The 19,387-nt window shown below is 39.1% G+C and carries 30 protein-coding genes; 23 read left to right on the top strand and 7 right to left on the bottom strand.

Going from position 1 to position 19,387, the window contains the following annotated elements; genetic code table 11:
• Positions 1-83: 83 nt before the first annotated feature.
• The 9 genes from AP75_RS02005 to AP75_RS01965 are packed head-to-tail and all read left to right on the top strand — an operon-like array spanning position 84 to position 3,352.
• Positions 84-452: a conserved phage C-terminal domain-containing protein gene (locus AP75_RS02005; protein WP_088263482.1), complete on the top strand. Its 369-nt coding sequence runs from the start codon at positions 84-86 to the stop codon at positions 450-452.
• On the top strand, positions 424-1,002 hold the full coding sequence (locus tag AP75_RS02000) for a hypothetical protein (RefSeq protein ID WP_221404526.1): 579 nt from the start codon (positions 424-426) through the stop codon (positions 1,000-1,002). Before AP75_RS02005 ends, AP75_RS02000 begins: the two co-directional genes overlap by 29 nt.
• Entirely contained in the window at positions 999-1,274 is a 276-nt protein-coding gene (locus tag AP75_RS01995) for a hypothetical protein (RefSeq protein ID WP_031504101.1), read from the top strand. The genes AP75_RS02000 and AP75_RS01995 overlap by 4 nt, the downstream gene beginning before the upstream one ends.
• 41 nt (positions 1,275-1,315) lie before the next feature.
• Positions 1,316-1,495, top strand: coding sequence for a hypothetical protein (locus tag AP75_RS01990; protein ID WP_143755769.1), 180 nt, complete (start codon positions 1,316-1,318; stop codon positions 1,493-1,495).
• Between the two features lie 5 nt (positions 1,496-1,500).
• Positions 1,501-1,932 carry a hypothetical protein gene (locus tag AP75_RS01985; RefSeq protein ID WP_031504104.1) on the top strand — a complete coding sequence of 144 codons (432 nt, stop codon included), beginning with the start codon at positions 1,501-1,503 and terminating at the stop codon, positions 1,930-1,932.
• Positions 1,932-2,366: a hypothetical protein gene (locus AP75_RS01980; protein ID WP_031504107.1), complete on the top strand. Its 435-nt coding sequence runs from the start codon at positions 1,932-1,934 to the stop codon at positions 2,364-2,366. Before AP75_RS01985 ends, AP75_RS01980 begins: the two co-directional genes overlap by 1 nt.
• 28 nt (positions 2,367-2,394) lie before the next feature.
• A complete protein-coding gene (locus tag AP75_RS01975; RefSeq protein ID WP_031504109.1) occupies positions 2,395-2,871 on the top strand; it encodes a hypothetical protein in 477 nt (158 codons plus the stop codon).
• Positions 2,872-2,874: 3 nt separating this feature from the next.
• Entirely contained in the window at positions 2,875-3,093 is a 219-nt protein-coding gene (locus AP75_RS01970) for a hypothetical protein (RefSeq protein ID WP_031504111.1), read from the top strand.
• 49 nt (positions 3,094-3,142) lie between these two features.
• The gene (locus AP75_RS01965; RefSeq protein WP_031504113.1) at positions 3,143-3,352 is read left to right on the top strand and encodes a hypothetical protein; all 210 of its coding nucleotides are present in this window, start codon (positions 3,143-3,145) and stop codon (positions 3,350-3,352) included.
• On the opposite strand, the gene AP75_RS01960 is transcribed toward AP75_RS01965, so the two are convergent.
• The 7 genes from AP75_RS01960 to AP75_RS01930 all read right to left on the bottom strand — a co-directional run bounded on the left by AP75_RS01960 (position 3,345) and on the right by AP75_RS01930 (position 9,243).
• Entirely contained in the window at positions 3,345-3,860 is a 516-nt protein-coding gene (locus tag AP75_RS01960) for a hypothetical protein (protein ID WP_031504116.1), read from the bottom strand. The genes AP75_RS01965 and AP75_RS01960 overlap by 8 nt on opposite strands.
• Positions 3,860-4,420, bottom strand: coding sequence for a hypothetical protein (locus AP75_RS01955; protein ID WP_031504118.1), 561 nt, complete (start codon positions 4,418-4,420; stop codon positions 3,860-3,862). The genes AP75_RS01960 and AP75_RS01955 overlap by 1 nt, the downstream gene beginning before the upstream one ends.
• On the bottom strand, positions 4,417-5,190 hold the full coding sequence (locus AP75_RS01950; protein WP_031504120.1) for a phage head morphogenesis protein: 774 nt from the start codon (positions 5,188-5,190) through the stop codon (positions 4,417-4,419). Before AP75_RS01950 ends, AP75_RS01955 begins: the two co-directional genes overlap by 4 nt.
• Before the next feature lie 176 nt (positions 5,191-5,366).
• Entirely contained in the window at positions 5,367-6,713 is a 1,347-nt protein-coding gene (locus AP75_RS01945; protein WP_031504122.1) for a phage portal protein family protein, read from the bottom strand.
• Position 6,714: 1 nt separating this feature from the next.
• A complete protein-coding gene (locus AP75_RS01940) occupies positions 6,715-7,218 on the bottom strand; it encodes a hypothetical protein (RefSeq protein ID WP_031504125.1) in 504 nt (167 codons plus the stop codon).
• An 11-nt stretch (positions 7,219-7,229) separates the two neighbouring features.
• Positions 7,230-8,765 (bottom strand): hypothetical protein, encoded by a 1,536-nt coding sequence (locus AP75_RS01935; RefSeq protein WP_088263481.1) that lies wholly within the window; start codon positions 8,763-8,765, stop codon positions 7,230-7,232.
• Positions 8,758-9,243, bottom strand: a complete 486-nt coding sequence (locus AP75_RS01930) for a DUF1804 family protein (protein WP_088263480.1) — start codon at positions 9,241-9,243, stop codon at positions 8,758-8,760. Before AP75_RS01930 ends, AP75_RS01935 begins: the two co-directional genes overlap by 8 nt.
• Positions 9,244-9,480: 237 nt before the next feature.
• On the opposite strand from AP75_RS01930, the gene AP75_RS01925 reads away from it, so the two are divergent.
• The 14 genes from AP75_RS01925 (at position 9,481) to AP75_RS01860 (ending at position 19,387) form a co-directional block, all read left to right on the top strand.
• The gene (locus tag AP75_RS01925; RefSeq protein WP_031504131.1) at positions 9,481-10,443 is read left to right on the top strand and encodes a hypothetical protein; all 963 of its coding nucleotides are present in this window, start codon (positions 9,481-9,483) and stop codon (positions 10,441-10,443) included.
• 5 nt (positions 10,444-10,448) lie between these two features.
• Positions 10,449-11,408 carry a phage capsid protein gene (locus AP75_RS01920; protein ID WP_031504133.1) on the top strand — a complete coding sequence of 320 codons (960 nt, stop codon included), beginning with the start codon at positions 10,449-10,451 and terminating at the stop codon, positions 11,406-11,408.
• 66 nt (positions 11,409-11,474) lie between these two features.
• Entirely contained in the window at positions 11,475-11,891 is a 417-nt protein-coding gene (locus AP75_RS01915; RefSeq protein WP_031504136.1) for an N-acetylmuramoyl-L-alanine amidase, read from the top strand.
• Between the two features lies 1 nt (position 11,892).
• The gene (locus AP75_RS01910) at positions 11,893-12,405 is read left to right on the top strand and encodes a hypothetical protein (RefSeq protein ID WP_031504137.1); all 513 of its coding nucleotides are present in this window, start codon (positions 11,893-11,895) and stop codon (positions 12,403-12,405) included.
• 34 nt (positions 12,406-12,439) lie between these two features.
• Entirely contained in the window at positions 12,440-12,823 is a 384-nt protein-coding gene (locus AP75_RS01905; protein ID WP_031504139.1) for a hypothetical protein, read from the top strand.
• 2 nt (positions 12,824-12,825) lie between these two features.
• Entirely contained in the window at positions 12,826-13,986 is a 1,161-nt protein-coding gene (locus tag AP75_RS01900) for a DUF2586 family protein (protein WP_088263479.1), read from the top strand.
• A gap of 3 nt (positions 13,987-13,989) precedes the next feature.
• Positions 13,990-14,430, top strand: coding sequence for a hypothetical protein (locus tag AP75_RS01895; protein ID WP_031504145.1), 441 nt, complete (start codon positions 13,990-13,992; stop codon positions 14,428-14,430).
• A gap of 19 nt (positions 14,431-14,449) precedes the next feature.
• Positions 14,450-14,860, top strand: a complete 411-nt coding sequence (locus AP75_RS01890) for a hypothetical protein (protein WP_031504147.1) — start codon at positions 14,450-14,452, stop codon at positions 14,858-14,860.
• Positions 14,861-15,073: 213 nt separating this feature from the next.
• The gene (locus AP75_RS01885; protein ID WP_031504149.1) at positions 15,074-16,777 is read left to right on the top strand and encodes a tape measure protein; all 1,704 of its coding nucleotides are present in this window, start codon (positions 15,074-15,076) and stop codon (positions 16,775-16,777) included.
• A 1-nt stretch (position 16,778) separates the two neighbouring features.
• Entirely contained in the window at positions 16,779-17,420 is a 642-nt protein-coding gene (locus AP75_RS01880; protein WP_031504152.1) for a DUF6046 domain-containing protein, read from the top strand.
• A gap of 2 nt (positions 17,421-17,422) precedes the next feature.
• The gene (locus tag AP75_RS01875; RefSeq protein WP_031504154.1) at positions 17,423-18,409 is read left to right on the top strand and encodes a hypothetical protein; all 987 of its coding nucleotides are present in this window, start codon (positions 17,423-17,425) and stop codon (positions 18,407-18,409) included.
• On the top strand, positions 18,410-18,898 hold the full coding sequence (locus AP75_RS01870; RefSeq protein ID WP_031504156.1) for a hypothetical protein: 489 nt from the start codon (positions 18,410-18,412) through the stop codon (positions 18,896-18,898). It begins immediately after the preceding gene.
• Positions 18,895-19,095, top strand: coding sequence for a hypothetical protein (locus AP75_RS01865; protein WP_031504159.1), 201 nt, complete (start codon positions 18,895-18,897; stop codon positions 19,093-19,095). The genes AP75_RS01870 and AP75_RS01865 overlap by 4 nt, the downstream gene beginning before the upstream one ends.
• A 1-nt stretch (position 19,096) precedes the next feature.
• Positions 19,097-19,387, top strand: a complete 291-nt coding sequence (locus AP75_RS01860; protein ID WP_051872703.1) for a hypothetical protein — start codon at positions 19,097-19,099, stop codon at positions 19,385-19,387.

Raw genomic sequence — 19,387 nt, 5'->3', positions numbered from 1 at the left:
CTTAGTTTTATTTGGATGCAAATAATGATAACAGCAATAATTATCTGTTATTTCTCTTATATAATTCACGAAAATATGGAATAATGAATGAAGAAATCGCCACCCACGAAATAGAAATCTTAACAATGCTCAACGATTTGGCAGGCAAAAGATTTAAGCCGATTAAAAGCAATATAGCGCCCATATCGGCAAGGCTGAAAGATGGTTACACCGTACAGGAATTAAAGGAAATTGTACAGGTTAAAACGCTCGACTGGAAGAATAACGAGGTGATGAACCAACACCTTTGCCCAACAACACTTTTCCGGCCCGGCAATACAGATAAGTACCTTAATTATATTTTGTCAATCAAAGCAAACCCGAAGCAATATGCAAAATACTTCGCAAAACTTAATAAAACAAGATCCAGCGCAAACCGTACTGATGACCTTACAGACATTTACGGAGACTAAACAGGCTTTTAATATGCTCGCTAAAATAGAGCAGAAAATAAGCGTTGCAAAAGTAATCGAAGAAAGTCCGCTGGTTATGACACTTGGCAGGAAACGACCGGTTGTAGATCAAATATCTCGGATTATAGAATTCTTTCTGGAAGTAACCGGCAAAGAGCTTTATGACTATCAAATTGACATCCTTGCTGGCGACCTGTACGAAAAATTTAAAACTGATGCACTGGAAGATATTATTCTCATGTTCAAAATGGCAAGGCAGGGCGAATTTGGGAAAGTGTACAAATGCGATACTTTCGAGATTATGGACTGGAGCAACAAATATTTAGATGTGAAAGCTGCAACCCGGGAAAAACTGTTGAAAAAGAAACAGGAACCGCGAACGGAGGCGAAAGTCGGCAAGTACTTCAATGAATTACCCAAAGAGCTTCAGGAAAAATTTGAAACACTGGTGCAGCCTAAAAAAGACTTTCTCCCACAAAAAGCGGTCGATGCATTAACCAGGGAAAAGATGCACCGGGAACTTGCTGAAAAAATTAAAAAAGAAAAATGATTAAACTGACCGAAAAACCACCCGATTTTATTAAAATGGAAGTACAACTCACAATACCACAAACTGAAATTTTTCAGTTCCTGCAAAGCAAAGGCTATGAAATTAAAGCCTATCCGATTCATCACGAAGCTGTAGAAGAATTTCTAATTACTGAACCGGTTCACATCTGGCATACCTTCACCGCCACAAAAAAAGACGAGGAACAGTCTGGCGATAATCAGTTTTTAAAGGTGTTTAAAAAAGAGGTTAAAAATCTTTTAAAAATTTGTTAATTAAAATTGTTAAATTTGAAAAAATTAATAAAATCAGAAATATGGAAGAAATTAAAGAAGGTGATGTTGTGTCACTTAAAAGTTCAGAGAGTTATACATTTACCGTTGGCAGAATTGAGACTCAAAGTGATAAAAAAATTGCAGTCTTATTTTACTTTGACAGTGCAGCTGGTGAACTAAAAAAAGTAAATGTTCCTGTCGCGGCACTTAAAAAACAGTAAATTATATGGATTTCAAAAAATACTTTTCAGAAGCGCAAACTGTTACAGTTTCAGTTGCGAAACTTGGAAATCAGAAGATTACTAAATCAATCTTCAATCAAATTCCTATTGGCAGAAGAATAAAATATCCTTTTGATTTTGAAGGCATCAGTATCTTAGGATTTGTGAATAACGGAGAACATTGGGTTATTTACACAGAAGACGAAAGATTATTTAAAGGAAGCCTAAGGGAAATTATGAGATTGCTTACCACCAAGAGAGATAAGCATCAAATTTCTACAATATCTTACTATATGGAAATCGCTAATCCTGAAAACTACAATGATTATGATACATTTGTTTCGCTTCCGTTGGAAGAACAAGAGAAGTATTTAGCCATTTTGGATAGGATGAAGTTGTTTTTCACTTCTTTAAAAAGTCACCAGATATATATGTAATGAAAACACTATTACTTTTTTTTCTGTTTATTTCCGGGATATTTTTTGGACAAGAAAAGACGCTTTTTAAAGCTGTGTCATATAATAACCTAATCGAACTATATAACGAGAAGTTAGGATTAAAAAATGAAGACCTAATAGCTAATATTGAGAGGTGTAAATATATAGTTGCTGATGCTAAAAGCAAGCAAAACCACCAAACAGAAATTGCTTTTAATTTATTTTTAACTGGTCTGTTAGAAGCCAGTTCAGTAGCTGACAAAAACACTGCATTCCTGTCAGTTTATCAGGATGCTAATTCATACAGTCTTTACAATTCACGGAATAAATTTGTTGCCCGCCTTGATAAGCATCAATTTGATGAGCAAATTGAAATAAACGGCAATAAAACAGAAACTTTCATCAGTAATTATTTTTACATTTTGCAGGAATAATTTATATGTTAATCTTATCATTAAAAAAATGAAAAAACTATTTCTTATTTTCCTTTTTATTTCCGGACTTGTATTCGGTCAAAATGTAGAATTACTACAGAAGGCCAACAGCGGTGATGAAACATTTGCGCAAACCTTCACCAAAAACATCTATCCAGATTATAAATTGGTTGACAGTTATAAGGAAGGTTTAAACTACACTTACGTATTGGTACCGGAAAAAACTTCTGAAGCTGAAGTGAAAGATTGTAAACTTGGTAATCCTTGCAAAATAGGAGTTAGTGTGGTTTACAAGGTGATTAATGGAAATTACGTATTCTCATCTGCTAAAGGTGACAGTGAAAGCCTTTTCGCTTTCTGGACCAAAGAAGTGCAACCAGCGGAAAAAACCACCGCCATTAAAAGCTACAAAAATAAAGAAGCAAAAGTGTGGTACAATCTGGAGCCTACACCTAAAAGCTGGAGAATAGTAAATATGTCTGACCGTTCAGATTCTCAATGGTAAATTATGATTAGATTTATTGACTTAACAGGACAAATCTATTTAGACGAAGAGATAATTTCATTTGCTTTTTTTGATACCGTTACAGGTAAATTTTGTGAGTTCTCTGGTTTTCAGAATTGGGATAATTTGGAGGAATTTATTAATGATTTTGATGATAAATTAAGAAACCTGGAAAGATTTTTAAATCTCATTCCAGAAGAAATAAAAGCTAAAATTCGGTAAAGTAAAATAGCCTTGACTCGTATGTCAAGGCTATTTATTTTTGTACAGAATGGCTTACAACAGAAATAATTACATTAAACGCTTACAGTACATTATTTCTGTCTATCAACAGTATAAGCATTCTGATGTCCCGGATACAGATATTTTACGCATTCATTTCCCAAAGCATCACATTTTCATTTCCTACAGACAATGGATGAATATCAAGGGAACGCCCGTTCCTAAACCAAATACCGAACAGTTAACGCTTTTTAATTAGGTTTTAATCCACCATTAAATTTAAAAACCACTTCTTTGGTTTCCTCCTGATTTGTGCTGTAATCCTCGTAAGATGTCGTATAAGTCAGTTGGCGGACGCGTAACCCGATATCATTGTTATTCTGGCTTTTCACGTTGGTTCTGGTCAGGTTGGTGAAATAATCCTCACTCCATCCGTTCAGCGCATTGTGGAGTTTCTGTTCAATCTCCAAATATTCTAAACCTTTCATTCTGTCTCTTAGTGGAGCTTTGTGCCAAGTCGCGCTGTAGTTGTCAAACACGAGCTGAAAAGTGATTGGTACCATTCCCAACTGTGCAGAACTGGAAAGTTCTGAATAATCAGAGTTCGGGAAATCAATTAAAACCGCTGGATAGGCTAACGCCGGACGGCCATTTTCACCAACTTGCCCTAATTGGCCAAGGTCCTGATCAATGTACTGAATTGCGGGAACTTCTTTGGAAATCCTTTTCTGAAGATCAATTAATATTTGTGAAAAAAAGTAATCCATTATTTTTTGATTATTTCGTTGATATCCCGTAATACTTCTCTGGAGATGGCATTATTTAAAACAGGACTTGGATTGGCAGCGGTTGGAGCAAATTGGCGTTGTGCAATATTCACCTTTCTGGTGTGAGATTTTACAGAACTTTGACCCGTTTTCATGGTAACAGTTTTCTGCCTTTCATTTCCGCTTTTGGTATATTTACCGGTGCCGATCTTTGTTTTTCCGTACCTATTTCTAGTGTGAGCCTTTACAGTCACATCACCACTGAATCCTTCATTGTGCGCTTTTGCGTATGGCATGTGGTTCTGAATTGTTGCTTGACCTACCTGTGTTGTGAAATAGGTTGCAGCCCTCAATTTTCCCGTTTTCACGAGAATGGTACCACCACGCTTGGTAGATTTCCACTTTTTGAAAGATGCACCTTGAAAGCCTTGCGCCCGAAAATTCCCGTTCACAAAACGCAAAGCAATCTTTCCGGCTTTTGCAGGAAACTTTACTTCAGTGTATGTCTTCAGCTCGGCTGATTTACGTTGCAAAACTTTGTCAAATTCTTCTGGACTCATCGGTCTATTAAAATGCCTTTTCTTAGTTTGTCAATCTTCTTAGGGTCGCCCGCGGTAAAATCTACTTCAGTGATCACACCTTTTGCATTCATCCATGTTTCGGAGTAGCCTTCAAAAGTTTTTATTTTTTCAAGATTGGGCAATCCATACTGTTGCCAGCTCAGATTTTGCTCCTTTCCTTTTGAATTGATAAAATACGGATGGTTTTCTTTAAATATCACTTTCGATATTCCAACATTATTGTAAAACGGCGAATCTTTGTTTTCTTCTTTTAACTGTATGTCTGCCTCCTGGTCCGTCAATTTATTTTGATAATTTGATTTTCCCGGAACCACCATGCATCTACAGCTCCAGCCATTTGGCGGATAATTTGTTTTCCAGAAGAAATGTGATTTCGGAGCGGTGTATTTATCAAGAACCGCGTGCGATGGTCTTACACGACTATCACCAACCGTAGAATATTGCAACCAATCCTCTTCCGCAAACCTATCCCATTTATCCGCCATTATCGCACTATAATGTGCATTTTCGGATTCGGTTTCCAAAAATTTCCTATTGAAAATTTCTCCTGTATCTGCTATCTTTTTAACGAATGCCGATCCACTTATTATCTTGCCATCTTCAATCATTGCATCACGGTAATATTGCATTTGAGTGAGAGATTTCGCCGCCGAAAACGCATAGATGTTTTGCTTCAATTTCTCAATTAGAATCCGCTGATCGTCTTCAGAACTTCCAATACCTTCAAGTCCTGAGTTTACCGCTTTCATTAAACTTTGTGCCGTTTTCAGGTGCAGATCAGCATTAATTAGAATGTTTGGATCGTTCAGCTGTTCAGCAATAATCTGATAAATTTCATCCCAATTATTGTCTTGGTCTGCAAGATCCGGTAAATGTCCACCACAATCTTCACAGTGTGTGGCGTACAGATTATTTAACCGCCCGATTACCGTCGGGCGTGGTCGAAAAAATCGGCCATCTTTTTGAAAAACTGGTCTAGAATTGTAGGGTTGCTAAAATCCGCGAGATCTCCTTCCTTTTTCGAAGTGGCATCATTGATCTTGGTACCTTTTTTTTCTGTCTTGGTACCGTCATCAATAACCGGCAGTTTACTTTCCTCCATTTTCTTTTTCAAAGCGTCGTAATTCTTTGGTTTTGGGATGCCATAGGTACTATACCAATAATCATCTTCCACCGGTACCTTTTCTGCAACTTTAAAATCAATCTCCATTTTGAGTTTCAGTTTGGCTAGATTTAATTCTAACTCATACTCAAATTCACCGCCTTCAACATCAAAACCGTAAGATTTCAGAATATTAAGGAAATATTCAGAATTCAGCTCATTCTCAACCATGATTAAGTCAGAGGCGATAATCTCGTCTTGTTGTTCACCATGCTCTTTAGATTGCGCATATCCGGAAGATTTGCTCGCGGATGTGGTTTCCGTGTTTCCAAGGATTTTAATAGCCATTTCTTCATTACAGGCAGCTTTAAAACCACCTTGTAATTGTCCGTCACCATTACTGGCTTTGCCGTCCAACATCTGGAAAGTTGCCTGCTTTGGAATCATCATTGCTAATGAGTTTCCGGACTCATTGAGAATCTTTTTAAGCTCCTCTTTGGTTTGTGTGTCATAGGCATCATATTCCATAATTCGAACCGGTTGGCCGAAAATTTCTACATATTGCGCCCAATCACCAAAGTTTCCTCGTTTGTAAATTGCGTACAGTGAACAGCCCAACAATAAGCCGAGATCCTTTTTATCACCGATCACCCAAACAAATGGCAGCTCGTCAATTTTAAAGCCTTCATCTTTGGAAATGCTGTATTGGTTTTTAACAATCAAACCCTTTTCCGGCTTGATGTGCTTTCGTTCGATTTCGTCAAAACAAAACTTTTCTCCGATCTTAAATTCAACACCCGAAATACCCCAGAAAATGGATTCCAGTATTTTCTTTATCAAAGATCTTCCAGACTTGCTGCGCATGAGTTTGGTCACCACTTTGTTCTCGTTGCCTTCTTTGTCCTTAAAAATTAATTTTTTATTGAGAACTGAATTGATTCTTTTATCAATAATTCCCCCAAGAAAGCCGTCCATAGAAACAACATCATGATACAGATCATACAGCAGTACTCTGTTCGGGTAATGAACTGATTCAGCAATGACAACGGAGTTTTTAAGCGACTGAACATCCTTCCTGCTACGATCTGGCGAAACAAGGTTAATATCCTGGATTATGTATGTCGGTTGAGCGGTTTGCTTTTGCGGGCGCGGTTTTAAATCTTCTGTCATTTTAAAATCTGTTTGTTCGTTTAGTTGTAGATGTCCAATAGACATCGCTTCCACTTTCATCTTCCGGGGTGTCAGGATCGTCAGCCGGATAAGGCCAACCCGGATTTAGTTTCCCGTCCCGGATTCCGTAAATCCATCCCGGCTCTTCCTCTGTTCCGATCCAAAACATAAAATCAGCTTCGAATCTTGACAGATTAACGTTCGGATTTGCTTTCCGAATCAGGAACCAAGACGTCGTTACCTTTACGCATTTTTTCAGAGCATGGTCTTTTACTGCTGGATCCGAATCTTCAGTTCCGAAAAGTTTATCCAGATCATATTTAAAAAGGAAAGTTTTGATGAATGCTTCAGCATCATCGATATGATCCTGTACTTCCTGATTGATTTCAGCAACGGGAACAGTTTCCGGGTCTTCATTTTCTACCGGTTCCTGATATCGTGTGATTTGGTTAATGACCTCTGCGTACAGTTCAGTGTCGAGGTCTTTTGGTGTTATTAAACTCATTTTAAATATGTTTAAAGTCTATGACGGCTAGGTTGACGTTGCACTGATTCTACAGAGCCAAGTGCTTCGCTGGCTCTCTTATCGTCGATGATTGAAACAGCACCCTCGATCATATCGGGACCATCCAGAAGCTTTGCTTTGGAATTGGCATTTTTGAATTGTGCTTTTAATCTCATCATGTGCGGATTATCTTTTTCACGCTCGTTAAAAGTCAGATGCTCCAATCTTACCAACGGCTCTAACTTCCCTTCAATCCTTGACCATTTATCTGGCTTTTTGCGCTCGTCAGGTCGAATTGGGAGTATGATGTTCAGCTCCTGTGATTTTGCATAAATCAGCGGCAATAGAACCTGCTCATAAAAAGGATTTTGCAGCGTATTATTTTCGATGTAGATGTAAATAACTTCAACACCTGCTTTCTTACAAATCATGTAAGCTTCGAAGAGATAATCAATGAATTTCGAGTTTGTCATCTGGTCTACCCATGCCTTGTGAATATTATATTCCCTCATCTTATTGGCGACAATTCCGACCGCTTTGGATGATGATTTTTTACTTTCAGAATTGCTGGTTGCTGGATCGGCATAAATCACCACATAATCGCAGTGCTTCAACATAAAAGGCGTTTTGTCGGTCAAGTTTTTAAAGACTTTTCCGCCGTCCATTGGATTATTATAATATTCCTTTTGGATAGACTCGTAACTTGTGGTTCTGAGTGCAATATCAATCAGTTCCTCCGTGTTTTTTTCTGGCCAAGTGGATTTATTGTTTTCGTCCCGGATATTTACAATTTCCCAGCTATCTGCCTTATTACCCATTTCGGTTATACAACAATAATCTGCAATGATATTTCCGCAGGCGATAATCAGTAAACCGTTAGAAATAGACCGCGTTGGAATCAAAGCTTCATCGATCCATTTTACACGCTTATCAATAATTTCAGAGTTTCGGCAATCGTCATCAGTGTCGATATCATCAATTAAAATAATATCCGGACGAATGGAATCGTTACGCGTACCCCTCGGCGATTGCCCAGCCCCAACGGCGCGAAAAGCACAACCTTTTCGGGTGGTGAATTCTCCCTCTTCCCAACTTCCAATTCTTTTCTGTTGGCCGTAGTCATTAATGATTCTATTGTTTCTCTCAAGGATTGTTTTGTAAGGCATTAAAAGCCTATTGGCATTATCCCAGGAGTTTGAAACCAGAAGCGTATTTTTTTTCTTGCCGGTAAGGATTAATTTCAAAACCTCCATCATTGTACGCCCGGACTTTGAAAGTTCACGCGCCCAACTTCTCACCAAGTAATACTCAGAATTCCGCATTACTTTTTTGGTAGATGCTAAGTGAAACGGTGCAGGTTCTGAGGTATAGAAATTTGGGAAATAATACTTAAACCATTCCTCATCATTCTCTTCCAGTCGCTTAATGCGTTTTAGTTTTTCGGTAGATAACTCTGCGAGGTCAATGGGTGTGGCGTTGTCGATATTGTCTCCAAATTCTTTCCACTCCTGTAACCACTCTTTATCGGTTTTTTTGCGATTAGCCATTTTTCACCCGGTTATTTATGTACTCATCGAAATAGTTTTTAAAAAGCTTTGCATCCGGTAGATTGATCTGCTGGATGAAGGTGATCATCTTTTTGCCAGTATGTACGATTTCACCTAATCCGATTTCCACCTCCAATCGTTGTATATTAGAAGTTATTTTACTCAATGTATCCGCTTCAGCAGATGTAGGAATGTTTTTTTGTGGTCGCTGAATCGGCTTTCCCTTATTATCCAGAATTTCAGGTCGAAAGGCGATATCAAGATTGATAGCTTCCAATTGATTATAAAAGTGTATCAATTGATTTTCCCGGGTGTTTAAAAGGCTCTTTCTGAGACCGTCCCAGTTATCTTCTTTGCACCACTTACCCACTGTTTTCTCAGTGACTTTCACACGCTCTGCCACTTCTTTTAATGTGATTTTTTCATTCACATATAAAAGGCGTGCGTGTTCCCTTTGTTCCGACTTGCTTATTGCCATAAATAGTATTTCTCGGTACAAAAATGAAGTGAAACAGCCTCAAAGTGAAATAGTTGTGCAATCCTTGCGCACTAATTTTCAAACGGTTAGAGGTTTTTGGAAGTTTGCCAGACAAATATGAAAACGATAATAATTTCTTTCTGGCTAGGTGTGGATGTTCTTGGATTTCCAAACATTCATAAGCACGAATTAAAGTATCAAGTTGAAAGCAAATTTTTTAAACCTTTTTCAAAATAAATGAGCGACACTTTCAAAAAAATAGACAAAGAATTTTGCATCACTGATGATTCCGTGAATGTTTATGGTTACCGATGTCTTACGGCAGGATTTCAAATCGATGAAGTCAAAAAGAATCCAATAGGCTTCCACATGCACAACCGTGACAAAGGTGTTGTCGTTCGTTGGGATGATTTCCGTATCGATGGCGATAAAGTTTTTGCAAAGCCGGTTGTTAATCTATCACATCCGGAAGGTCAATCAATAGTTGACCAGATAGAAGGTGGTTTTCTAAACGCTGCCTCTGTTGGAAAGATTGTCGTTTTGGAAGCTTCAGATGCTAAAAATCTAAAGTTACCCGGACAAACAAAACCTACCGTAACAAAATGGTTTTCGCGTGAAATATCACTGGTGGATATTCCCGGAAACTACAACGCTCTTGCTAATCTTTATGATAAAGATAACAACGAGCTCAACTTATCCGATCTCGAAAATTTCACTTTAAAAAATATGAAAAACACACTAGAAGCTGCCGTAATTCTTACCGCACTGAATCTAAAGGACGGCGACGAATCTGCCGTCGTAACAGCTATTAACAACCTAGTTGCTAAAGCTGACAAAGCCGACGAGTACAAAGATCTTTTGGATGCAAAAGATGAGGAACTGAAAACGGTAAAGGCCGAAACCTTAACAAAGGAGGTTCAAGACCTTATTGCCGGTGGAAAAACCTCTAAAAAACTGACCAACGAATTGGCTGCAAAGCTTGAGAAAGACTATGCCGAAAATCCGTCCGGACTGAAAGATTTGATCGATACATTACCAGCGCAGGTATTGGTTACAGAGCAAAAAGAAGCTGGCAAATACGAAGGTAAAACCTTTGATGATCTGTACAGTTCCGGTGAACTGGAAACCGTAAAGAAAGAGTTTCCTGATCTCTATGAAAAACTGAGAGATGAGAAGTATCCTAACCTAAAACAAGACTAAAAAATATGGCACAAAATCCAAAAGTACCACAAGAACTGTGGGCGCAATACGTAGTTGAAAAACTATGGAAAGAAAATCCCCATTTAGCACTATGTGTTGACGAATCTCAATTCGTAAAAGGTGGTTCAGTTGTTTATATTCCACAAGCCGGGGCAAAGCCCGGAACGGTAAAAAACAGATCAGTGTATCCGGCAACAGCGGTGCAAAGAGCCGATACAGCATTGGTGTATGCGCTTGATGTTTGGACTACCGATCCTTCTCATTTGCCACTGGCTGACCAGCTGGAACTTTCTTACCAAAAAACAGATTCTGTACTTGGCGATCATGTCAATACATTAATTGAAGCTGTAGGTGATGAAGTAGTTTACAACTGGGTAAGAGCATTTAAACCAGCAGTTGGCGGCGGTGTTACAGCTGATAATTTACCAGCAAACAGAAAAATCCCAACTACAGGTGCAGCCGAGGCTGTAAATGGTGAAGATGGCCAAACTGGAACCAGAAAGGCATTGAGCTACAAAGAGCTTCAAAAAGCTCAGGCGATCATGAACAAAGATAATGTTCCAAAGTCTGAGAGATATGCAATGCTTGAATCTTACATGTATCAGCAATTTTTGGATTCATTATCAGCTAACCAAATGGCTGCATTCCAAAACGCCGCTGACCTTTCAAAGGGTATTGTTGGTGAGTTCGCAGGATTCAAAATTTTGGAAAGAAGTTCAGTATTGGCATTTACCAGTGAAGGTGCAGCCATTGCACCGGGAACCGCTCTTGCAGCAACTGACAATTTAGGCTGTCTGTTATGGCAAAAGCAATCTGTTACCAAGGCAATGGGAGACACTCATTTGTTTGATGACAAAGGGAACCCACTGTATTACGGTGACGTTTACTCAACATTACTGAAAATGGGTGCAAGATGTAAGAGAGCTGACTGGAAAGGAGTTATCTCAATCGTTCAAGGCGCTTAACAATAATCACAAAATAAATATAAAAAGCCTATCTGATTAGGTAGGCTTTTTTTCTTAAAAACACTTATGCGAGCTATCAAATATTTAGTGCTGCATTGCACAGCCACACCGCAAAACACAACCATTGATTCAATTAAAGATTATTGGAAGCGGGTGAAAGGCTGGAAGAATCCCGGATATCATTTTATGATTAAGGCCAATGGCGAAATAGTGAACACTTTTCCGATTGAGCAAATCTCCAATGGTGTTGCCGGTTACAACACACCCAGTATTCATATCGCCTATATCGGCGGTGTAGATGCTAAAAACAAACCTCTGGATAACAGAACCGATGCGCAAAAAGCATCACAAATAAAGCTTTTAAAAGAGCTGAAATTAAAATTTCCCACTGCCATAATTACTGGCCATCGGGATTTTCCAAAAGTGAACAAAGCCTGTCCAAGCTTTGATGTCAAAACTTGGCTGAAACAAATAAATTTTTAAAATGAAACGCAATTTTTTTTTCATAGTTCTGATTTTTTATTCGCTGGTGATGGTGGTTTCCTGCAAAAGCAGGAAACCGCAGGAACCGGTGATCATCACGAAAACGAAGGAGACTGTTAAAACTGTAAGAGATACAATCTTTAAAGTGGAAAAAGACAGCTCATTCTACACGGCTTTTGTAGACTGTGTGAACGGGAAACCGGTACTACGGGAAACTCAGGAAACCAAAGCAGCCTCAAAGCCTGGTAAAAGTCTGAAAGTTCCCAAAACCACATTAGACGGCAATAAATTAAACTGTGATTGTGAAGCGAAAGCACAGGAATTACATAAACAATGGGAGGAAACCCACACCAAGGAGCACGAGCAAACACCTATTTACATCAAAGTGCCTGTTGAAGTGGAAAAGCCTTTAACGTTCTGGCAGAAAACTCAAATTTGGTTCGGAAGAATCTTTATGGGAATCCTCTCTTTGTTTTTAATAATCGGTGTACTCCGTTGGAAACGCCTGATTTAATCAATGTTTAAACACTTATTAAAAATCAATTAAAATGAAACATACAGATTTAGCTCAAGACTATTTTGAGCGCCATTCCAGAAGTAACGAATGCCACATTACAAGTGATGGAAGAGTTTTTCACACCTCAGGTCACGCCATCAGTTTTGCTCAGGAAAATAACCTGCAAGATCAAACAATTGAATCTTACACAAGAGATCAGGCGGAAAAAATTGCAACTGTTCCGGTTGAACCAGTTGGTCCTACTGAAGAGGAAATTATTGCAAAAACTGAGGAACTTAAAAACCTTGATATTGATGCAGCGGAATATCCTGTTCTGAAAACTTTCATCAAGTTTTTCGACATCAAATGCGAAGACCAAAAGGCAGCAACTTTAAAAACTGCTTTAACTGAATACAAAAATAACTTAGCTCAATAATTATGGCTCAAGAAACTGGAACGCCGAAAGTAATTACCAATGTTACCAACGGCAATTTGCTACGCCAAGTCAACATAACTGACGGTGTTGCAGGAATCGTAGCTACAGCGAAAACCGCTGGATTAATTGGCAAAGTAAATACAGTCTATGGCTTAGACGATGCGGTTAAGAAAGGTTATACCGAAGCTGCAGAACCTTTCATCTTTGGAATTCTCAATGAGTTCTACACGGAACTTGGCGGCTCGCAGGAACTTTGGGTTCTAGGAACCGAAGACACAATGACGATGGCGCAAGCTGTGACCAGTACCAATAACAACGGTGCGAAAAAATTGCTGACTGTTTCTCAAGGGCGTGTAAATCTGGTTGGAATTATGAGAGACCCGGCATTAGCTTATGATGCTGGAGAAGAATTTCTCGACACTGATGTTTCAGCCGCTGTCATCGCTTCAAAAGCGTTGGCGGAATATCAACAAAGTATCAATCGTCCGGTAAGGTTTTTAATTTCCGGTAGAGTTGCGAATACGGATGTCGCGAACACTTACAATCCAAATACTGCATCCAACGGTTACGCTGGAGTTGTGTTGGGAAATGTTTTATCTGATGGCAGACCGGCCGTTCCTTTAGCATTAGCAAGGGCGGTTAAATATGAAGCTCACATTAAAATCGGAAGCGGTGAAAAAGGCGCTTTGAGTATTAATTCAGCTTATATCGGAGACCGTCCGATTGAAGAATACACACCTACAGAACTGGATGCGTTCGCAAGTGCTGGATTTATGGTGTTGCATATCCGGGAAGGAATTTCAGGTTTCTTTTTCGGCCGGGATAACATGTGTTCTGATGACGATTTCAGAATCTTAGTTTACGGTCGCTTAATCGACAAAGCGCAAAGAATCTCCACCGCTACTACAGCTCCATTTGTGGAAACAGATGTGAGAATTACACCGGACGGTAAAATCAACGATGCTGATGCGACGTATATGGAGCAAACCGTTAAAACGCAGCTACTGGCACAGATGGGAGACCAGATCAGCGGCGTAGACTGTATCATTTCCTTAGATCAGGACCTTATTAATACCAACACTTTGGAAATGCAGGTGAAAATCCAACCTCTTGGATATCTGACATGGATCATCATCAACCTAGGATTAACAAAAACGATTTAAAAAATGTCAAACGTAAATATCACTACAAAAGAATGTGCCTGGTCACATTTTGAAGTAAAAGTTCTCAACCGAACTATAAAAGGTTTGCGCGGTTTTGAAAGTAAAAAAACAAAAGATGCAGAACATCTGATGGGTGCAGGTGATCAACCGATTGATATTATGACCTCCAACATCAAGTATGAAGGTAATATCAAACTTTTAGGATTCGAAGCCGATGCAATTGATAAAGCGGCGCAGGATGGAGGCTATGATGATATCACAGAGGTACCGCACGAGCTTATTATTATCAGTATCTCTTTCAAAAGAAGAATTACGGATAAGCGCAAGACCTACATCGTCCGCGGTGTGCAGTTTACTGAGACAGGTGTTGGAATGGAGCAAGGCGCAAAGAACCGCGAAACAACGTTGCCATTCTTAGCGATGAGCCAACAGTTAATTCATTAATCAAAAATAAAATATCAGAATGTCACAAACAGAAGACTTAAAAAACGTATTCGCCAAAAGACAGGCAAAGGAAGCTGAAAAAGCAAAAAACGACAAATCACCGGTGGTTAAGGATTTATCAGCATTTGTGAAAAGATTCACCCAAAAGAAGCTGGATGAATGGAAAGAGGAAAACGCAAACCGGGAACTGATCTATTTAAAAGTAGATGATTTCCTAGCAGTTCTCAGACCTCCAACCGCTGAAGACCTTGGCGATTACCTAACCGCAATCGGAGTCAACGGAATGTCCAAAGCGGTTGCTATGATCATCGAACAGCTTTGGCTGGAAGGCGATTATCAACTGATCGAAGATGAAGACCTCTTTATTGCGGTTTTCCTGCAAATCAATAACATTTTAGAAGGTAAGAAAGGCGAATTTTTTCGCGCTTAGTCAAGCTGGCAAATATGCCTTTGAAAAGCAGGAAGGCGGAATTGAGTTCTTAATAGTTTTCGGAGCTATGAAATTCGGCGCAGATGCGATGAGACTCTGGGGTGAGGAGAAATTTTTCTTCAGAACAGGCATCGCTTTAGAAATTTGGAAAAATCAAGGTAAAAAAGAGTTGTGAGTAATATTGTTGAGTTTGTAGTACGAATGCGTGATCAGATGAGCGGCGGCCTAGGGAAACTTGGCGCAACTTCTCAATCAACATTCGGCCGAATGGCTCAGCACGCGGATAAAATGAACCAGCGTAACCGTATTCTTGGCCAAAGCTATGATCAGTTACAAAGCAGAATTCGTGAAGTTGAAAATACAATTCGAACCTCTACTATTACCACCCAAATTGCATCTGCAAGGCGTGAATTAGCAAGTTTACAAAGGCAAGCCGGAACTCATCAAGGTAATATTGGTGGTTCTGGGTCTAGTTCTGGTGGGATTGGCGTTGGTGGAGTCGCTTTAGGTTCCATGATCGGTAATGTTGGCTTACAGGCTGCAACTGCTTTTTTAGGAGCAGTTAAAGAAGGAATTGGGAGCGCTATTTCCGGGAGTTTGCAAAAAGAGAAAGATCTCGTAGGACTTTCCACTTTTATCGGAAAAAAGGATGCAAATGTCGCTTATAAGAATATCCGGCAGGATGCACAAAATTCTTCTTACGATACCGCCTCACTTCTAAAAGCTAACCGGGCTTTAATATCAGTTGACGGCAATGCTAAAAATGCCAGAGAAGATGTGATGAACCTTGCCAATGCTATAGCAGCAACCGGTGGAGGAAATGATGAATTGCAGCGTATGTCAATTAACATGCAGCAAATTAAGTCGCTTGGAAAAGCTTCCGCTATGGATATTAGGCAATTTGGCTATGCTGGAATCAATATTTATTCTCTGCTCTCCAAAGCTACAGGAAAATCAATGGATGAAGTTAAGGAAATGGATGTTACTTATGATTTACTGGCCAAGTCATTAGCAATGGCAAGGAGCAAAGGTGGTCTTTATGCCGGCGCATTAGAAGCTCAAAATGCAACGAAGGGCGGACGGTGGGAAGCAATGAAGGATAAAGCAGCAAATACGCTTACAGATATTGGTGATGCAATGAGCCCTATTATTATTCAATTCCTTGATCTTGGCACAAAGGCTTTAAATTTTGTTGCACCTGCAATTTTAAAAATCACGCCGTACATCGACCTTATTTCTAAAGGATTGGGAACCGCTATAGCTTATATCACTGGTTTGTCAAAAAGCACAGGCGGTTGGATGGATTACCTGAATATTGTTTCTGGAATTTTCGGAACCATTTGGGATTATTCAAAAACAGTGTCTGCTCAACTAGGGAAAATTGTCGGCGGCATTTTGGAATGGCTTGGGAAAAGTTTAATCATAAAAGATATTTTCCGGCTTATTGGCTGGACCTTAGAAAGTATCATTAAACCTATAATTACGTGGCTCGGTGACGCCTTAGTTTGGATTTGGGAAAAAGTATTAAGCCCTATCCTCGATGGTTTAGAAGCCGCTTATAAATGGGTTCGCGACATTGTAACAGATGACAATAATCTTACTGTGCAAGCTACGAAAACCATCGTAAATAAAGATGATCCAGCAGCACCAAGTTATCAGGCAGACTTAACAAGATTTAAGGATAAAGGGATTATCAGTGATACTGAAGCAAAAAGTAAGAAAAATAAAGAGTCTTCCAAAAAAGCTGGTGATACAATTTCTGGCGGAGGACCGCGCGTAATTAATATCACGCTTGGGAAATTCTTTGAAACGATTCAATTCACCACTTTAAATAATAATGAAAGTAGAGACGAGCTTGAAAAATTGTTAATGGAAATGATGGGTAGAGTTCTATACAACGGCGCACAAAACGGATAACATGGCAAACTCAGCAAACGTCTTTAATCTTTATGACCTGTACAAAGAATACTTTGGCCGCGGTTCTTACTATGTGGATAGAGATGGTAATAAAAAGAATTTCACTCAAGAAGTTGAGATTCCTGGTATTACCAAAAACCCACATCCTAGAGGCACTATTCATTATTCTTCCAAGAATATTAGTTTCAATAAAATAGGCGCTTATGGTCAGGATATCTGGTTTCCTATAACACTAAGGGGCGGCAAACTGAATGCTGGAACTCTTGAGGGGATTCATATTTCAATTGATGCCTGTACCATTTCTGTAAATCTTGCCACAACTGTAGTTTCTACTCCTGTTGTTGAGCGCAAAGGAACCGTGAATGAGATCATCAATATTGATGATTATAAATTCACAATCCGAGGTTTCCTGATTGGAAAAAACAGAACGGTACCAGAAGACAAAATCCGCGCTTTGGTTGATTTCAAAGAAAGCACTTTAGAAAAAACTCTTCACGGCGGATATCCGGAAATATTCCTTGATGAAAGCTGTAGAATTATTGTTACGGACTTGGAATTCCCGGAAGTCCAAGGACAAAACCACTGGATAAGACCCTTCACCATGACTTGTAAAAGTGATTTTATAACAGATTTAGAGTTTTAATAATGGCTTTTTATTTAACCAGCAGTATCACAATTGGCGATTACAAAAACATAAAGCCCAATAAGGTGACTTGGAAAACAGATGTTGGAAATTTTGTTGATACCTGCACCATCACCTTACCGCGCCGGACACACATGATAAATGAGAATCCAGATAAAACATTGGATTTGGAAGGTCGCAAAATTTATCAGTTTAAAGAAGGCGACAAAGTAGAAGTTCTTTTGGGTTACAATAACAAAAACGAAAGGCGTTTTTCAGGATTTATCCGCCGGGTAAAAATGGGAATTCCCGTTGAACTGGAATGCGAGGGGTACGCCTCTCAATTGCATAATATTATTTTCAATAAAACTTATGCAAATGTCACTGTTAAACAGCTATTAAAAGATTTGACAGCAGGAACAGACATTAAACTTTCTAATGAAATACCGGAAATTCCTTTAAAAAATGTTCGGTTCAAGAATGCTACCGGGATACAGGTTTTGGAATATCTGAAAAAAGAAGTGAGTCTGGCTGTGTATTTCAATTTTAATGAGCTTTTCGTAGGAACTGTCTTCGGGAAAGTTCAGAAAAGAATAAGAGTAAAAATTGGATGGAATACGGTGAGAGATGATGATTTCCAGAAAAGGAAAGTCGAGAAGAATCTAAAGATAGTAGTCCGGGAAAAAAACGCAAAAGGTGAAGTGAAGCGGACAAAATCTGATTTAACAAAATATGACAATGAAAAAGATATAAAAATAAAGGCCGATATCCCGGTAAATTTTCTCAAGGAAATTGTAAACAGGTTACAGACCCAGGAAGATTACAAAGGCTATGAAGGCGATATTCAGTTATTTCTTGCGCCTTATGCTAACAAGGGAATGGTTATCGAGCTGCACGGCGGTATGTACCCGGAAAAGACGGGAGATTATTTCATTCAGTCCGTGCAGGGTGAATTTGGAATGAGTGGTGGTCGGCAAACAGTGCAACTTGGTTTTATAATGAATAGATAAATGGCGACAGAGGAACAAATTAGAAAAGGACTCGAAGATTTTGCTAAAAAATTCGGACCTGCAACCTCCAACATTGCCGTGGTGAAATCTGTTAATGAGCAAAACGCGACCTGTGTGCTTATCGATGAAGATGATCAGGAGTATTTAGATGTCCGCCTTCGACCGGTTCTTACCGGAAAGGAAAGCTTTCTGCAAGTGCCAAAGATTGGCAGTTATGTTTTGGCAATAAGAATAGAAGATGATGACGACTGGATGATCATCGCCCAAGATGAAACGGAAAAATTTATCTGGGTAACACCAACTGCAAAAGTAGAAGTCTCTGAAAAAATATTACTCGAGGCCAACAATCAGAATCTGCTCTCATTAATGGAAAGGCTTTTTACGGTATTAGAAAAAGGTTATACAACCAACAATGGTCCGACGATCAGCTTGATATTAAAGACCGAATTTGATGATATTAAAAATGATTTTAAACAACTTTTAAAATGAGTTTAGATATAGCGGAAGAGTCTTTCATTGCGGAGCTCATGGAAATATGGGAAACCGAATCTGAAGAAAAAGAAAGCGCGGAAGATTCCCGAACAAGAATTGCCCAGAAGATGGCGGCCGCAATTAAAAAATTTATTAAAGCTGGAGTTGTAACAACCACCGGAACCGCAACCACTCAAACCGGTAAAATGACCTAACATGATGAATGATTTTCTTTTAGACAAAAATAATGATCTACAAATAAGCGATGGGGATTTTGTTGTAGGTGAATCAACTTATCAACACCAGAAACACCTACTGATGGCAGAGAAAGGCCAATATAAACAAAACCCAACAATTGGTGTGGCAAGCAAGAATTATGTTGAAAGAGAAAGCCCAGATGAGTATGCCCGTGCAATCAGACAGGAATTTATTAGGGATGGAATGAAAGTCCATACGCTTGTAATAACTGCGGATTTAGAATTAAGCATTGATGCTGAATATAATTAA

The sequence above is a fragment of the Kaistella haifensis DSM 19056 genome (assembly GCF_000735695.2).
GTDB lineage: Bacteria > Bacteroidota > Bacteroidia > Flavobacteriales > Weeksellaceae > Kaistella > Kaistella haifensis.
The sequence above is the reverse complement of the archived record's forward strand: the minus strand, read 5'-3'. Positions and strand labels throughout refer to the sequence as shown.